Raw genomic sequence first — 16,129 nt, forward strand, 5'->3', positions numbered from 1 at the left:
AAATTCATAGTATTCCGAGAAATTTGTTCACTATATTGAGAAAAAGTTATTTATACAACATATCGTATAAATATACAGAATCTCTTTCTTGAGGCTGCTGTCCTGAAGGATAGTTAAAAATCTTCATGGACAGCCAGCCCTCTTTGTGTAGATATCCCTCCAACTACTCCTCTTGCACCTCAAACAGTGGAACAATCCAGTTTCTATATATCGGATTCGCTTGGTAATGGTTTAGGCTTTTTTAACAACGGCGCAAGCTCACAGCAACAATGGCCGTTCCGATGATACATAACGAGCCTGCTTGCAAATAGGTAATACTGCGTCCGAGAAACAAAATATCCATCAGGGCAACTTCCAGCAGCATTAAATTATTAATGAGGCTACTTTCATAGGCGCGCAGCTGCTTTTGGGACCAAGCCCAAAGTGTAAAGGCTAGTGCTCCATTAATGGGTCCAAGCCATAACAGAATGAGGATCAGCGTTAAAGAGTAACGCGGAATACCCTCTAATATGAATCCAGTTAATAGCATACCTGCAGCCCCGATCAGCATTGGTGTAAGAACGAGTGCAGAAGAGGCTGTTTGTTTTTGGGTAAGCAAATAACGGGAATAGGTCAAGTGTACAACGTTGCCAACACAGGATATCAGGATCAAGACGATGCCGATCAGACTGCTTTGGGCTATATGCCACGGATAATAATAAATGACGATGCCGGCCATAGCAGCGAGAACGGCCAGGAAGGTGGCGCGGCCCTTTAACTCACGCAGCCAAAACCCGTCAATAACGAGCAGGAGCAGCATATTTCCCACCGATAGGAACATGTTGGACTGCATAGGGGTCAAATAAAACTGGCCTGCATACTGAAATCCTTGAGCCAGAATAAACCCGGTAATTCCGAGAATCAATTTGTCCTTCCAAGTCAGCATCCATTTCCCTTGTGATCCTTCTATATTCACGATTTGAGCCTCATGTCCTTCATTTCGCTGAGTGTGCTTGTGATCACGAAGCCGCAGCACCACCCATAAGGTAAACGCCGCTGCGCTGTAGCGCATGCCTGCAAGAGTAAAGGGACCTACGCCCTCAACAAACGCATATTGATTCAAGATGTAAGAGGAGGACCACAGTAGTGTTACGAAGACAGCTGCTGTAATTGAAAGCACGCGAATCATCGATAGCACTTGTATGCTGCTATTGTTCTTAACTTTCTTTTCTGCATCCATAATAGTTGCATCCCTTCTCTAACAAGGCTGTTGGTAACTCCATAGTAAGCTTGTAAAAAGGGGATAAAAAGAGTAGAATTTTTAATCTAATAATTTCCCCTTTTTGAATCATCACTCTGTTTAAGGAGATTTGTATGCAAATTGCCTATCACTACTTGAAGCTAAGGGAATTTTATAGCTATGCAGATAAAGAGCCTGTAGAGGTTTCGCTGGAGCAGCTTGCAGAAGTGTTGTGCTGTACACGACGTAACGTGAAGCTGATTGTGAAGCAATGCCAGGAGCTAGGGTGGATCGGGTGGCAGCCTGGGCGGGGGAGAGGGAATCGTTCCATCCTTACATTTAACATGGAATCGAGTAACGTCATACGCTCATGGGCCCAGACCAAAATAGATAAAGGTCAGTATTCGCAAGCAATGGAGCTTATGCGTGGGTATGATTCGAGCACACCTCTTCAACAACAAATAACAGAATTGATCTATAAACAATTCGGCATCCAATCCACGCCATATAAGAAGGGGCACCTTGATGTGCTGCGGCTTCCTTTTTACCGGGAAATGCCTTTACTGGACCCGGTCAACGCAACCCTCCGAACAGAGCTGCATATGATTTGCCAGCTTTTTGACACACTTATTGAATGGGATAGTTCACATGCCGTTTTTGTACCGCGGCTCGCTGTGCACTGGGAGCAAAATAGGGATGGAACCGTATGGATGTTTTATTTGCGCAAAGGCGTCCTTTTTCATAATAAAAAAGAGCTGACCTCTGCAGATGTCCATCATACGTTCATGCGCCTTAGCAAGTTGGCTGCGGATTGCGCAAATCAGGAACGGGATCGTCTGTGCTGTGAATGGAAAGTCCTTCATATTCGGAATATAGAAGCCACACATCGGTATGCACTGCGTATTCAACTGGATGCACCAAGCTCTTTACTGCTGCATTTTCTAGCTGCACCCAAGGCATCCATTATTCCATGTCAGACTCACGAAAATAATGAGAGGTTACCGATAGGAACTGGACCGTTTAAGCTATTACGTAATGACGCGGAGATGGTGGTTCTGGAGGCATTTGCGGACTACTACCGTGAGAGGGCACAGATGGATAAGGTTGAAATTTGGATATTGAAAGAGCTGCTCACACAAAAAATGCCAGATGGCGGTTTAGGCGGACAACCTGTTTTCTACACGCATCCGTTCCAAATTCATGCGCTTGCTCCAACGGGGACCACGATTATGGAGCAGACGGAGGGAGGCTGCACGTTCATGATCTTGAACGGCCGCAAGCAAGGACCGTTACAGGACCCTGCTTTGCGGCACAGGCTGCGTAAACTTTTGCAGCCCGAACAGTGCGTGGCGGAGCTTGGAGGTAGTCGGAGCGGAGCGGCTTACAGCTTTTTTCCAGATTGGAGTGCTGCTATAGCGGCTCAGTTATCGGTAGAGATTGAGAACGCAGAGACAGATAAGACAGTGGCTACAGTGGCTACGATGGTTTCATTACAAACCGATGGTTATCCAAACTCGCTTCAGCTGTACACGCATCCCATCTTGAACAATTCGCTTGAGCAGACGGCTCGGTGGATTCAGCAGTGGTGTGCATCCGCAGGCATCTCTATACACATTCACGTTATGCCTTATGAACAATTCAGTCGACCTGGAGCGATAGATGCTGCAGACATCGTGCTGCTTAACGCTATTACAACGAATAATCGGGAGTGGTCGCTGCTGCATGTACTGCTCCATGAAAGCTATGGGGTTCATCGCTTCGTTGATCCGGTATTGTTAATCGAGCTTGATCAAAGATATGCTGCCATCGCCCATGAAATGGATTCTGCCGCCCGCTCCGTACTTTTGCAGGAAGTGGAAGCTTTGCTGCTGCGTCATGATGCGTTGCATTTTCTTTACCATTTGCGGCATGCTGCCTTTTACCATCCGAACCTGCTCGGAACAGAAAAAATCAACCCCTATGGCTGGGTTAATTTTCGTGAGCTGTCACTGCGTCCTGAATAGTTTTAACAGCGTGAGCCTTTAGCCAGCCCAGAAAAGCTCCGTAACAGGCAGATTTGTTGAAATAAATGTCTTGCTAAACACATGGGATTGTAAGTGCTTACGCATATACATATCCCCCATCCGGGTACAAGGTGCTACCTGTCGTGAAACTGTTGGTCATTAAATAAATGACCGTATGGGCGATTTCCTCGTTAAAACCTACGCGTTGGAGCAAGGATACTTTTTCATATCCCTTAAAGGCCTCACCCCGAGCCGTTCCTTCCTGTCCTTCCCTCCAAATCGTGCCGGGTGATACGACATTGACTCGAACAGGAGCAAGTTCGACGGCCAATGCCTTGCCCAAACTTTCGATGGCACCGTTGCAGGCACCATATGCGGCGCCTCCCGAAAGGGGCGCTGGCTGAAGCCACCGGACATTAACACTATTGATCCCGCTGGGGAAATGCAAGGCACTGCATGTTTGGCAGCGTAAAACTGAGGCCGGAAATTTCCTTTAAAGCTACTTTCTGATATATCTGTGATTGCTGTAACAGGTCCAAGGACATAAGAGGCTCCTGGTGTGAATAGGTGATCAAAATGCCCTACTTCACGAAAAAAGGTCTCTATGTCCTGTTCGCTCTGATTGTCTAGCGAATATGTCTCTATATGCTTGGAGTTAATTTCATTTTTGGCATAAGCAAGCTTCTCCACAGAACGGCCTGCGATGACGATGTGTGCTCCCGAATCGGCTGCGAGTTTAGCTGTGGCTAGACCAATGCCAGAGCTCCCGCCAATGATCACGACCCGTTTGTTCTGCAATACGTGGTTTGTCATGCACACATCTCCTTTTGCAAACTATTATGAATGAATAATTAGGCGGCTGAAAAGTACGATTTTTGATGATACCAGGTACTTTTTTTGGTACTAATGGAGCCGGTGGGAGATTATATTACGAGAATTGACTCGCCATTTACAATTTGAAGGAATTGCTTATAATGTTGTTAAAGAATTAGAGGCAAGAGTGGAGGTTAATGGAATGAGTATTGAAACGCAGGAGCCGAGATTGACTGGTGTTGTGACGACACTGCGGATGATCGGCGGAAAGTGGAAGCCTCTCATCCTCTTTATTCTGTTGGTGGACGGAACCAAACGCTTTGGTGAACTAAAGAGAATGATTGCGGCCACGCTACTGGGTTTGTTATATAATGACTTATCTTGAACAACAAGATCCTACGATGTAATTGAACCTCGAAATTATGTTCTTCATAATTTCGGGGTTTTTTATGTTTTAAAAGGAGTTATCCATGTGCTTAGTCAACATATCGAGACAGTGGAGCGACTATCCGGCAGGAGTAATTGGGTCTTGACAAAGTGCAGAAAACAGCAGTAATATGTAGCTATATTTACAAATGTAATAATAAAGAACATATGTAAAGAGGGGGATTCTACATGGCTGTCGAAATTAACACCAAGGCTGATCTATCCACTGAAAAGTTGTTAGAGCTTTATTATCAGATGTGGCTGGTAAGGTATTTTGATGAAAAGGTCGATGAATTTTTTGCTAAGGGCTTAATTCATGGAACAACACATTTATGTGTAGGACAGGAAGCAACAGCGGTTGGCGCCTGCGCGGTGCTTGAAGATAGAGACAAGATTACAAGCACACATCGGGGCCATGGGCATTGTATAGCAAAAGGTGCTCAAGCAGATCGAATGATGGCTGAATTATTCGGCAGAGAATCCGGCTACTGTAAAGGAAAAGGCGGCTCCATGCATATTGCAGACGTGGAGAAGGGGAACCTGGGCGCTAACGGGATTGTCGGCGGGGGGATTCCAATTGCGGCAGGCGCCGCTCTTACGTCCAAGATGAAAAACCTCGGCTATGTGGTGCTCTGTTTCTTTGGGGATGGAGCAACTAACGAAGGCAGCTTCCACGAGGCGATTAACTTGGCGGCAATCTGGAAGCTGCCCGTTGTTTTCTTCTGCGAAAACAATCAATATGGGATGTCTGGGCCGGCGAAAGAAATGATCGGGGCTGAACACATTTCTGACCGTTCAAAAGCATATGGCATTCCTGGGATAACGATAGAAGGAAACGATATTTTCGAAGTTATACGCACGACTAATGAAGCGGTTGAACGCGCTAGAACCGGCCATGGACCGACACTGATCGAGGCGAAAACCTATCGTTGGAAAGGACACTCGAAGAGTGACGCTAAGAAGTACCGGACGAGGGAAGAAGAGCTCCATTGGAGAGATGAAAAGGATCCAATCGCTAAAATGGAAGCAAAGCTGATCGAAGACCAGACGGCTAACAAAGAACAGCTTGAGCAATTGCGTATCAGGGCACTAGAGGAAATCGAAGCGGCAGTTAAATTTGCGGAAGAAAGCCCGATGCCGGCAGTAGAAGCAATAACGGATGACGTGTTCGCTTAAGATTTATAGTTGATACATGGTGAGGGGGAGCCGAACGTAATGCGGGAAATAACTTATTTAGAAGCGGTTAAAGAGTCGATGTCCCAGATGATGCGGGAAAATGAAGATGTTTTTGTGCTTGGAGAGGACATCGGTGTTTATGGGGGAGCTTTCGGGGTTACGCGCGGCATGATTGAAGAATTCGGTCCTGAGCGTATACGAAATACACCAATCTCGGAGTCGGCAATTGCTGGCTGCGCTGTTGGAGCGGCGCTCACGGGGATGCGTCCAATTCTGGAGCTGCAATTCTCTGATTTTATTACGATTGCCACAGACCAGATTGTCAATCAAGCAGCCAAAATTCGTTATATGTACGGCGGTAAGGGAAAGGTGCCTATGGTACTTCGCACTCCTGCTGGTTCAGGTACGGGCGCGGCTGCGCAGCATTCGCAAAGCTTAGAAGCTTGGATGGCGCATATTCCTGGACTTAAGGTTATTCAGCCTTCGACAGCGTATGACGCGAAGGGATTGCTTCGTGCAGCAATTGAAGATGATAACCCTGTCATTTTCTATGAGCATAAGCTGCTTTACCGGACGAAAGGCAATGTCCCTGAGGAGCCATACACCCTTCCAATCGGCAAGGCAGACGTGAAGCGTCAGGGATCGGACGTTACGATAGTCGCTACCTCGATTATGGTGCACAAAGCGTTAGAGGCGGCGGAGACGCTAGCGAAAGAGGGCATACAGGTTGAAGTCATCGACCCAAGAACGTTGGTGCCGCTTGACATTGAGACGATTGTGGAGTCGGTGAAAAAAACCGGCCGTTTCATCGTAGTTCACGAGGCAGTGAAGCGTGGCGGCTTCGGTGGAGAAATTGTCAGCCAGGTCATGGAAAGCGAGGCGTTCGATTATTTAGACGCTCCGATTCAGCGGTTAGGCGGTCTGGACGTTCCGATTCCATACAATCCGGTCATGGAAAAAAAGGCCGTTCCTCAGGTTGAAGATATCGTACAGGCTGTGAAGAAGGCGCTCAAGTAAGTGACAGGGAGGCCCGAAAGGACATGTTAAATGAAGTGTTTATGCCGAAGCTCGGCATGACTATGGAAACAGGTACAATAATTCGCTGGTTCAAAAATGAAGGTGACGCTGTCCGTCACGGAGATATTTTGTTGGAGGTGCTCACGGATAAAATCAATATTGAGGTGGAGGCGTACCATTCCGGTATTTTATTAAAACAGTATTACGGAGAGGATACGGTTGTTCCGGTTAACCATGTTATTGGTTACATCGGAGAGGCTAATGATCAAGCGCCAGCATTACCGCCGGCTGCCTCGGGAGCTGTATCTGACGGTGATTTAAATGTAAAATCTTCGGCTAATGAGCAGGCAATAGGCGATGTCGCCAAGCTAGTGGGGCAAGAGCAGATCGGTAAGCCAAGAGCTACCCCGGCTGCACGGAAGGCTGCATTAACCCAAGGGATTGCGCTGCATCTGATCCAAGGAAGCGGGGAAAATGGCCGTATTCATCGTGCAGATGTTGAAAAATACGCAGCCGCAGGCGCCAAGTCTGGACAAGGAGGGGAAGCAGTGGTTCGTGCAACTCCGCTTGCGCAGAAGGTTGCGACTGCGAACGGTCTTGAGCTGGAACAATTGCAAGGCAGCGGTGAACGCGGCAAAATTGTGCGCTCCGATGTTGAGCGCGCCTTGAACGCCACGAAGGTCCAAGCGGCGGAAAAACGAGTTGTTAAGCTGCAAGGGATGCGCAAAATTATTGCTCAGCGGATGTCTCAGAGTGCTTACACGGCCCCTCACGTTACGATCACGACTACGGTGGACATGACGGCAGCTAAGGCGATGCGTACGGAGCTGTTACCGACGATTGAGAAACAAACGGGGCTGCGGCTTTCATATACGGAAATCTTGATTAAAGCCATTTCAATCTGCCTTATGAGGCATCCTCATTTGAATGCACGCTGGGAAAATGATGAAGTTGTGCTGCAGGACAATACCAACATCGGATTAGCTGTATCCGTAAAGGATGGCTTGCTTGTCCCTGTTATTTTTGAAGCGGAGCAAATGGGACTTGCGCAATTGGTGAAGAAATCGAAGGAACTGGCCGGTAAAGCTCGCGACAGCAAGCTGAAGCCTGAGGATTTAAGTGGAGGAACGTTTACTGTCAGTAATCTGGGAATGTATGCCATTGATTCCTTTACCCCTATTATTAATCAGCCTGAGGTGGCGATTCTTGGAGTGGGCCAAATTCAAGATAAGCCCGCCGTAGTCGGCGGAGAAGTTTTGGTTCGCCCGATTATGACACTGAGTCTTTCATTTGACCATCGAGTGGTGGATGGCGCTCCGGCAGCAGCCTTTTTAACTGAATTAAAGACCGTCCTGGAATATCCATATCAATTACTGGTTTGATTAAGGCTTATGAGGTGAACATAGTGAATTCATACGATATTGCTGTACTTGGTGGCGGACCCGGCGGTTATGTTGCTGCGCTTCGTGCGGCAAAGCTAGGACATTCCGTTGTGCTTATCGAAGGCTCGGAGCTTGGAGGCACTTGTCTTAATCGCGGTTGTGTACCTTCAAAAACGTTGTTGCATATGGCCGAAGCGGCTGAAACAATCCGAAAGGTTCAAGCTTGGGGAATCAAGACAGGACCTATCGAGTTCTCCTGGGATGCCATGCTGGCTCAACAAGGTCAAGTCATGCAGACGCTCCGCACCGGCATTGGCGGGTTATTGAAAATGAACAAAATTAGTCATATGAGAGGCTGGGGAAAGGTACTGTCCTCGCGTGAGATTGAGGTATCCTCGGATACGGAAGTGACTAGAGTAAGAGCAGAGAAAGTTATTTTGGCTACAGGCTCTAAACCTTCCATCCCTCCGATCCCAGGCTTAGAAGGGCTGCCTTATCAAACAAGCGATTCGATATTTCAATTGAATCATATTCCAAAAACGATGACGATTGTCGGCGGCGGTGTGATTGGTGTTGAGTTTGCCGCTATTTTCTCAGCCTTTGGTACAAAGGTTACGGTAGTTGAAGCGTCAGACCGTATTGTACCAACTGAAGATGAAGCGGCTGCTCAAGCTTTAGCTAAAGCTTTAAAGCAACGCGGGGTTCAATTGCACGTTGCAACCAAGGTGGAGCAGGTTCGGTATGAAAAGGGGCAGTTTATTGTTTCAGCAGCGCGTTCGGACGAGAAGCTCGAGCATACAGCGGAGGAACTGCTTGTCGCTGTAGGACGAATTCCAAGTCTTGGAGGACTGGAGGAGCTGCGGCTTAAGATGAATGGCCGGTTTGTTGAGGTCAATGATTATTTAGAGACGAGTATTCCTCATGTGTATGCGATCGGGGATCTGGTAGGAGGGTATCAGCTTGCTCACGTAGCTAGTGCAGAAGGATTGATCGCAGCCGCCAATGCCGCAGGGAAGCAAGAAAAAATGAATTACCGTGTCGTTCCCCGCTGTATTTACACTCATCCGGAAATAGCAAGTGTAGGGATGACCGAGCAGGAAGCAAAGAAAAGCGGTCTGTCGGTTAAGGTCCAAACGTATGCCATGCGGGGAAATGGGAAGGCCTTGTCCATGGGAGACACCGATGGCTTCGTGAAGTTGATTGCCGACGAAAAGTACGGTGAAATTATTGGTGTAACTATGGTTGGACCTCATGTAACAGATATGATTACAACAGCATCAGCCTTTATGCATTTAGAAGGTACGGTCGCCGAGTGGGCTAATTTGATCCATCCGCATCCGACCGTTTCGGAGTCCTTGTTCGAGGCAGCCAATGGTTGGCTCGGCATGGGAGTTAATCATTAGGAAATGATCAAGTGCTAGTCGAGAAAGGTTGTCTCTGTGGAGACAGCCTTTTTGTTGCTTATTAATCGGTATTGTACTTATTTTCATCATTACTAATTAAATGTTTCACTTTATATGCAAAAAAAGACTAATTAGTACACACTAAATATTTAAAAGAACATAATTTATCGTTGACACTTCGTTGTGTCGAGGTTAAAATTACATATGTAAATAATAAAAACAAATGTAAAATAGACGTGTGAATTCGGAGGGCGGTAACTATGGAAAACAAGAGAATTGTTTCGTTTGAAGAGGGAAATGCAGAAATGAAGGTGCTGCTGGGCGGGAAAGGGGCAAATCTCGCTGAGATGACTCGCGTGGGGCTGAATGTTCCTCCTGGATTTACAATTACGACGGACACCTGCCGAGCTTATTACGCTAATGAGAAGAAGTTGCCAGCAGGTTTAGAGGAAGAGATTCAAGCAGCGCTTCGACAAATTGAATTGAAAAAGGAACAAGGCTTTGGGGATGCCAACAATCCGCTGCTTGTATCCGTACGTTCCGGCTCTGTAACCTCGATGCCAGGCATGATGGACACCATTCTCAATTTGGGATTAAATGATGAAACCGTAGAGGGGTTAGCCCGGTGTACGAATAATCCACGTTTCGCTTACGATTGCTACCGCCGATTCATTCAAATGTTCGGAAATGTCGTGTTTGAACTAGAGAGTTATTTATTTGAGACAAAGCTCCACAAACTAAAAAATAGAAATCAGGTAGTGCAGGATAAAGATCTGAATGTAGAGCTGCTGCAAGAGCTAATCACCGAATATAAAGAGATTATTCGGAATAGGGCAAATCGATCGTTTCCTCAAGATGTCCAAGAGCAATTGATCTTAGCTGTAGATGCAGTGTTCCGGTCATGGAATAACAAACGGGCAATTGTATATCGAAAGGTGTACAACATACCGGAAGAGCAGGGGACGGCTGTTAACATTCAATCCATGGTGTTCGGCAATATGGGAGAAGATTGCGGAACCGGTGTCCTATTTACAAGGAACCCTTCTACCGGGGGAAAACATTTGTATGGCGAGTACTTGACTAATGCACAAGGCGAGGACGTAGTAGCTGGGATTAGAACTCCGCTTCCGATTGCCAAGCTGGCGGAGGAAATGCCGGAAGTTTACCGACGATTAGACAAAACATCCAGGCAGCTAGAAGCCCACTATAAGGATTTGCAGGATATCGAGTTTACGATTGAAAAGGGCACGCTCTATATACTGCAAACCCGCAATGGGAAAAGGACGGCACAGGCTGCGGTGCAATTAGCGGTTCAGTTCGTGCGCGAAGGGCTTATTTCCCCTAAAGAGGCGATTCAAAGAATTGAAGTCGGCCATTTGGATCAGCTCCTGCATCGTGCAATTGATCCTGGCGCTGTTCTTGATGTTATGGCTACAGGACTTCCGGCTTCACCTGGGGCTGCGATGGGGCTAGCGGTGTTTGATGCAGACACAGCTGATGAATGGGCGCGTGAAGGCAAGAAGGTTGTTCTGATTAGCGCAGAAACGAGCCCAGAGGATATACATGGCGTTATCGCCGCAGAAGGCGTATTAACTAGCCGCGGCGGCATGACAAGTCACGCAGCGGTTGTGGCCAGAGGAATGGGAAAGCCTTGCATTTGCGGCTGCGAGGAGCTGCAGGTAAATCGTGAAGAGAAGCGATTCCGGGTTGGAGAACTGATTATCGAACAGGGTGAATGGATTACGCTGGATGGATCATCCGGTCGTGTCATTCGCGGGGAGGTCCCTTTGAAGGAGCCTGAGCTAAGCGATGAATTGCTGCAATTGCTGCAGTGGGCAGACGAATTTCGCAGATTGAAGGTTTTGACGAATGCGGATACGCCCGAGGATGCTGCGAAGGCAAGAAGCTTTGGGGCGCAAGGGATTGGGCTTTGTCGGACCGAGCATATGTTCATGAGCTCTGATCGTTTACCGGTTGTTCAAGCCATGATTTTGGCGGACGGTTTCAACGAAAGAAAAGAAGCGCTCGATATTTTGCTTCCGATGCAGCAATCCGACTTTGAAGGGATCTTTGATGCAATGGACGGATTACCTGTCACGATTAGGCTTTTGGATCCGCCACTGCACGAGTTTTTACCGAAGCTGGAGGACCTGCTGAAAAAAAACGATGCCGCTGAGGATAGGGATACAAGGAATCAAAAAGCTCATGAGCAGCTAATCAGAAAAGTTCGTAGTCTTCAAGAGATGAATCCGATGCTGGGTCAACGAGGGTGCCGTTTAGGAATCTTATTCCCTGAAATTTATAAAATGCAAGCAATTGCCGTATTCCGGGCAGCCGTTCTTGCTGCAGGTCGCGGGAAAGCAGTGATTCCGGAAATTATGATCCCTTTAGTAGGACATGCCCATGAGCTTAAATTAATGCGAGAACTTGTGGATGAGGCTGCAGCTGAGGTGTTCGGAGAAGAAGGGGTGTTAGTACCCTATCAGGTAGGAACCATGATTGAAGTACCGCGGGCGGCTTTAACTGCAGGGGCAATCGCTGAGTATGCGGATTTCTTTTCGTTTGGTACGAATGATTTGACACAGATGACCTTTGGCTATAGCCGGGATGATGCAGAAGGAAAGTTTCTTAACTGCTATGTGGAGCAGAAAATTGTTCCGGACAATCCGTTCCAGGTGCTGGATGAAGAAGGCGTAGGAGCTCTCGTTCAGATGGGAGTGGCCAAAGGAAGAGCGGTGAAGCCAAATTTGAAAGCCGGTATTTGCGGCGAGCACGGCGGAGATAAGCGGTCCATATCCTTCTGTCATGAGATCGGATTGGACTATGTCAGCTGCTCGCCTTACCGGGTACCTCTGGCGCGTATTGCAGCAGCGCAAGCACAAATTGCCAGCGAAGCTTCAGAGCAAAGCAGGGGGAAGCAGGCAGTAAGCAGCTAACCGATTTTGAATAGATCGACCAACACGATTTACATTTGTTCGAACTTCTTATTTTTGTATTGACACGATTTGAAAGAGGGTATAAAATTACAAGTGTAAATGTAAAGAACATTTGTAAAAATTGAAACATCTGAATTTATGGTTCAGGCAGTACTAGGTCTTGATCTCATAGCGATTATATTGAATCTGAAGAGGGGGAGAATCTACGATGAATTTGAATAAGAAGTTAGCAGAGTTAGAACGTAAAGGCGGATTAATCCGTGTTGGTTTGGTCGGAGCGGGTCAAATGGGACGAGGCATGATTTCGCAAATCGAAAGCATGAAAGGTATGCGTGTAGTGGCTACGGCGGATGTACGTATGGAGAATGCTAAGAACGCCTATCTGTATGCAGGAGTGAAAGCCGAGTATATCGTAGAAACGAGAGAGCTTGAACAGGCGGAGCGGGCGATTGAGCAGCGTCATGTTGTTGTTACTGACGATATGCAACTATTGTTAGCGCTACCAAATGTCGACGTCATCGTCGATGCAACAGGAGTGCCGAACGTTGGCGCCGAAATTGCTTGGAAGGCAATCCTGAATAAAAAGCACATTGTTATGTTAAATGTAGAGACAGACGTAACGGTCGGTCCATTGCTGAACAAGATGGCGGCTTCGGCTGGCGTTGTGTATACCGGCTCAGCAGGGGATGAGCCTGGAGCGGTTATGGAACTTTATAACTTCGCAGACGCAATCGGTTTTGAGGTACTGGCAATCGGCAAGGGCAAAAACAACCCATTGAATGTAAAAGCTACACCAGATTCGGCAAGGGAATACGCATTAAGCGTGGGAGCCAATCCGAAGATGATTGCATCCTTCCAGGATGGAACAAAGACGATGATCGAGATGACTGCTGTGGCTAACGCAACAGGCTTCGTCCCGGATCAGGCAGGGATGCATGGACCGTCAGCGACTGTACAGGAGCTTACAGAGGTATTGAGGCTGCGCAAGGACGGGGGAATTCTAAGCCGCACGGGAGTTGTGGAATACGTAAATGGGGTAGCTCCAGGAGTATTTGTCATTGTCACTTCGGGCAAAGAAGAAGTTATTCATGAAATGGAATATTTGAAGATGGGCAAGGGGCCGAATTTTGTCTTATTCCGTCCCTATCATTTAACAAGCTTGGAAACGCCATTGTCGGTAGCCGGTGCTTACTTCTATAACGAGCAAACGATTGCACCTTGGAAAGGGTTAGTTGCTGAAACCGTGACGATAGCCAAGAAGGATTTGCAGCCGGGAGACCGTCTGGATGGAATTGGCGGCTTTACGGTTTACGGTAAAATCATGACTGCGACAGAAGCTAAATCACATAACGCACTCCCGATTGGCTTAGTGCAAGCACAAGTGGTCATGCGCGCGATAAAAGCCGGTGAGGTCATAACGTATGCCGATGTAGAACAGACAGCATCTTCTGTTATTTGGGAGCTTCGTAAATTGCAAGACCAAGCGCTGCTCACTGGCAGTCTCTAATGGTATGCTTATTATGTTGACTCCTATGAATCAACAGATCAAATTCGTTGGTATCAGTCTGTCAAAAATGCGGGTCAGCAAATGGATATTATCACTAAAAGCATCGAAGGATTAACAGAAATGATTGGTAGTTTGAACGAGAAGTCGCTCCAAATCGGAAAAATCACTCAGTTTATCTCCGACATAGCTGAGCAAACAAAGTTTTTGTCGTTAAATTCAGCGATTGAAGCGGCACGTGCAGGCGAGCATGGACGTGGTTTTGGGGTAGTAGCGGGAGAAATTCGCAAGCTGGCTGATCAGACTACAGACTCGGTGCACAGAGTAAAGGAATTAATTGAATTCATTCAAGCTGAGGTTCAAAATGCTCTTGGCAAGGCAAACGCCACTGTTGGTGAAGTTAAAAGCGGTTTGACAGAAGTCAGCGTCGTAAACAGCTCCTTCGTTAACATACGCCGGTCTGTTATGAAGGTAACAGATCAAATTCATTTCTTTGGCGACAGAAAATATCAGGGCTGCGTCTGCTGCAATTGGCGAGGTCAGGAACAATCGTGATGAGACGGTTAAGTAACGCTAATAAAATGATCAGGACAGGACTCTGTCTTGACGCATCCACCTTTCTAGTGAAGCAGTCGCTGAGGTGGATTTTGTCATCTAAATTACAATGGAAACTGTCATAAAGTGTGTTATAATTCGTCATAAAGTCTGAAATTTTCTTGAAGATGAAGGACGGATTGGGGTTGATTGATCATGATGAGCGATGAAGAAAAGAAGTTTTTGCTCAAGATTAGTCGAATGTATTATTTTGATGAATTTACCCAGGCGGAAATCGCCAAGAAGGTCGGCGTTTCCCGGCCTATCATTTCTAAAGGCTTACAGAAGGCGCGTAATGAGGGTCTTGTAGAAATCATCATTCATGACCAGGCATTTCATACGATTGATTTGGAACAAGAAATTGAAAACGCTTTTTCAGTAGTCGACGTTATTGTTGTGCCTACAGCAGAGATGCCGGCAGAGGTTGCTAAGGTTGCCCTATCTAAGGCTGCTGCTGCCTATCTGTTAAAGCAGCTTAAGGATGTCACGAAGATGGGTATCTCTTGGGGGACAACACTCTACAATGTAGTGAAAGAATGTCCGAATGAAGCTCATGAGCAATTGAAGGTAATCCCGTTAATAGGGGGGATGGGGTCTAATCGAATCGAGCTTCACTCCAATCAAATCGCGTATGAGCTATCTAAAAAACTAGGCTGCAGCTGCGAGTCTCTATATGCTCCGGCCATTGTCGAAAGCCCGAATTTTCGCGAGTTACTTCTGCAAACACCTACAGTAGCTGATGTGCTGGAGGAAGCGAAGAAGATTGATTTGGCTCTCGTTGGAATCGGGAATCCTTTCATTAGCTCCACGATGGAGGAGATTGGGTATATAGGCGATGAAGAGCTGAAAAGCTTAAAGGATGCGGATGTGGTAGGTGATATCAACTCCTGCTTTGTTCGTTCAGACGGCTCGATTGCAAAGGAGACTATCAACGAGCGTGTAATAGGGATTAACGTGGATGATCTTAGGCATGTAGGGAAGGTCATTGCTGTCGTTTCAGGCGCTCATAAGACGGACAGCATCGTGGCAACATTGCGAGGCGGTTATATCCATACATTGATTACTGACGAACAAACAGCTTCAGAACTCGTTCAAAAAATAAAAAATTAAAGAGTCGATAGATGTAGATGTTGGTTTCTGGTTGCAGATCATGCAGCCTTTTTTTATTAGATTTTTCGTTTTTTTTGTTGACACAGAAAATGAAAGCGATTTATAATACAAATGTAAATAACAATGACAAATGTAAAGAGGGCGAAGAGGGGGGTTCAAATTGCAATGGTGGAATACGGCTATCTTGTTGTTCGTGATCTCATGGTTTCTACAAATTGCACTTAGCTATGTACAGAACAAGCACTATCAACAAACCGTTCGGACAATGTCCGGGCAGGGATCGGGTTTTCTCGGGGTCGGAGTCGTGAAGCGGAAACTGGGCATTGGCTCCGTTGTGATCTTGGTGACGGACACAGACGGCGTAGTGACCCAAGCTCAAGAATTGACAGGAGTAACGGTGTTTGGCCGATTTAAACAGGCAGAGGATTTTATCGGGCGCTCATTAACGGAACTAGAGAGGTTTACCGCGGATAAATCCCGCCTCCACGCGGTGAAAAATGCGTCTGAGCAGATTAAACGGCAAGCAATGAATCATTAGAGGAGGAA

Annotated in this window: 11 protein-coding genes and 2 pseudogenes; 11 read left to right on the forward strand and 2 right to left on the reverse strand. The window is 46.9% G+C overall.

Translation table 11 applies throughout. The annotated features are described in order from the left end of the window. Window positions 1-241: 241 nt before the first annotated feature. Complete coding sequence (locus AC6ROY_RS12220) at window positions 242-1,219, reverse strand: DMT family transporter (protein ID WP_500100726.1); 978 nt, start codon at window positions 1,217-1,219, stop codon at window positions 242-244. Window positions 1,220-1,353: 134 nt separating this feature from the next. On the opposite strand from AC6ROY_RS12220, the gene AC6ROY_RS12225 reads away from it, so the two are divergent. Beyond that, the gene (locus AC6ROY_RS12225) at window positions 1,354-3,222 is read left to right on the forward strand and encodes an ABC transporter substrate-binding protein (RefSeq protein WP_500100727.1); all 1,869 of its coding nucleotides are present in this window, start codon (window positions 1,354-1,356) and stop codon (window positions 3,220-3,222) included. A gap of 97 nt (window positions 3,223-3,319) precedes the next feature. Here AC6ROY_RS12225 and AC6ROY_RS12230 read toward each other — a convergent pair. After that, window positions 3,320-4,035 (reverse strand): annotated as a pseudogene (locus AC6ROY_RS12230) (SDR family oxidoreductase). Window positions 4,036-4,243: 208 nt separating this feature from the next. Between AC6ROY_RS12230 and AC6ROY_RS12235 the strand changes: the two are divergent. The 10 genes and pseudogenes from AC6ROY_RS12235 to AC6ROY_RS12280 form a co-directional block, all read left to right on the forward strand. Beyond that, window positions 4,244-4,414 (forward strand): annotated as a pseudogene (locus tag AC6ROY_RS12235) (winged helix-turn-helix transcriptional regulator); the annotation flags it as partial. Between the two features lie 236 nt (window positions 4,415-4,650). Then, window positions 4,651-5,637, forward strand: a complete 987-nt coding sequence (locus AC6ROY_RS12240) for a thiamine pyrophosphate-dependent dehydrogenase E1 component subunit alpha (protein WP_500100728.1) — start codon at window positions 4,651-4,653, stop codon at window positions 5,635-5,637. Between the two features lie 39 nt (window positions 5,638-5,676). Further along, window positions 5,677-6,654 (forward strand): alpha-ketoacid dehydrogenase subunit beta, encoded by a 978-nt coding sequence (locus tag AC6ROY_RS12245; protein ID WP_500100729.1) that lies wholly within the window; start codon window positions 5,677-5,679, stop codon window positions 6,652-6,654. A gap of 23 nt (window positions 6,655-6,677) precedes the next feature. Continuing rightward, complete coding sequence (locus AC6ROY_RS12250; protein ID WP_500100730.1) at window positions 6,678-8,036, forward strand: dihydrolipoamide acetyltransferase family protein; 1,359 nt, start codon at window positions 6,678-6,680, stop codon at window positions 8,034-8,036. 23 nt (window positions 8,037-8,059) lie between these two features. Continuing rightward, entirely contained in the window at window positions 8,060-9,439 is a 1,380-nt protein-coding gene (lpdA, locus tag AC6ROY_RS12255) for a dihydrolipoyl dehydrogenase (RefSeq protein ID WP_500100731.1), read from the forward strand. A 260-nt stretch (window positions 9,440-9,699) separates the two neighbouring features. Further along, complete coding sequence (gene ppdK, locus AC6ROY_RS12260) at window positions 9,700-12,375, forward strand: pyruvate, phosphate dikinase (protein WP_500100732.1); 2,676 nt, start codon at window positions 9,700-9,702, stop codon at window positions 12,373-12,375. A 208-nt stretch (window positions 12,376-12,583) separates the two neighbouring features. Then, window positions 12,584-13,882, forward strand: coding sequence for an NAD(P)H-dependent oxidoreductase (locus AC6ROY_RS12265; protein ID WP_500100734.1), 1,299 nt, complete (start codon window positions 12,584-12,586; stop codon window positions 13,880-13,882). Between the two features lie 42 nt (window positions 13,883-13,924). Continuing rightward, complete coding sequence (locus tag AC6ROY_RS12270; protein ID WP_500100877.1) at window positions 13,925-14,434, forward strand: methyl-accepting chemotaxis protein; 510 nt, start codon at window positions 13,925-13,927, stop codon at window positions 14,432-14,434. A 195-nt stretch (window positions 14,435-14,629) separates the two neighbouring features. Then, entirely contained in the window at window positions 14,630-15,583 is a 954-nt protein-coding gene (locus AC6ROY_RS12275) for a sugar-binding transcriptional regulator (RefSeq protein ID WP_500100735.1), read from the forward strand. A gap of 160 nt (window positions 15,584-15,743) precedes the next feature. Further along, entirely contained in the window at window positions 15,744-16,121 is a 378-nt protein-coding gene (locus AC6ROY_RS12280) for a transcriptional regulator GutM (RefSeq protein ID WP_500100736.1), read from the forward strand. The last annotated feature ends 8 nt before the right edge of the window (window positions 16,122-16,129 follow it).

This window comes from Paenibacillus sp. sg306046 (genome assembly GCF_059821225.1).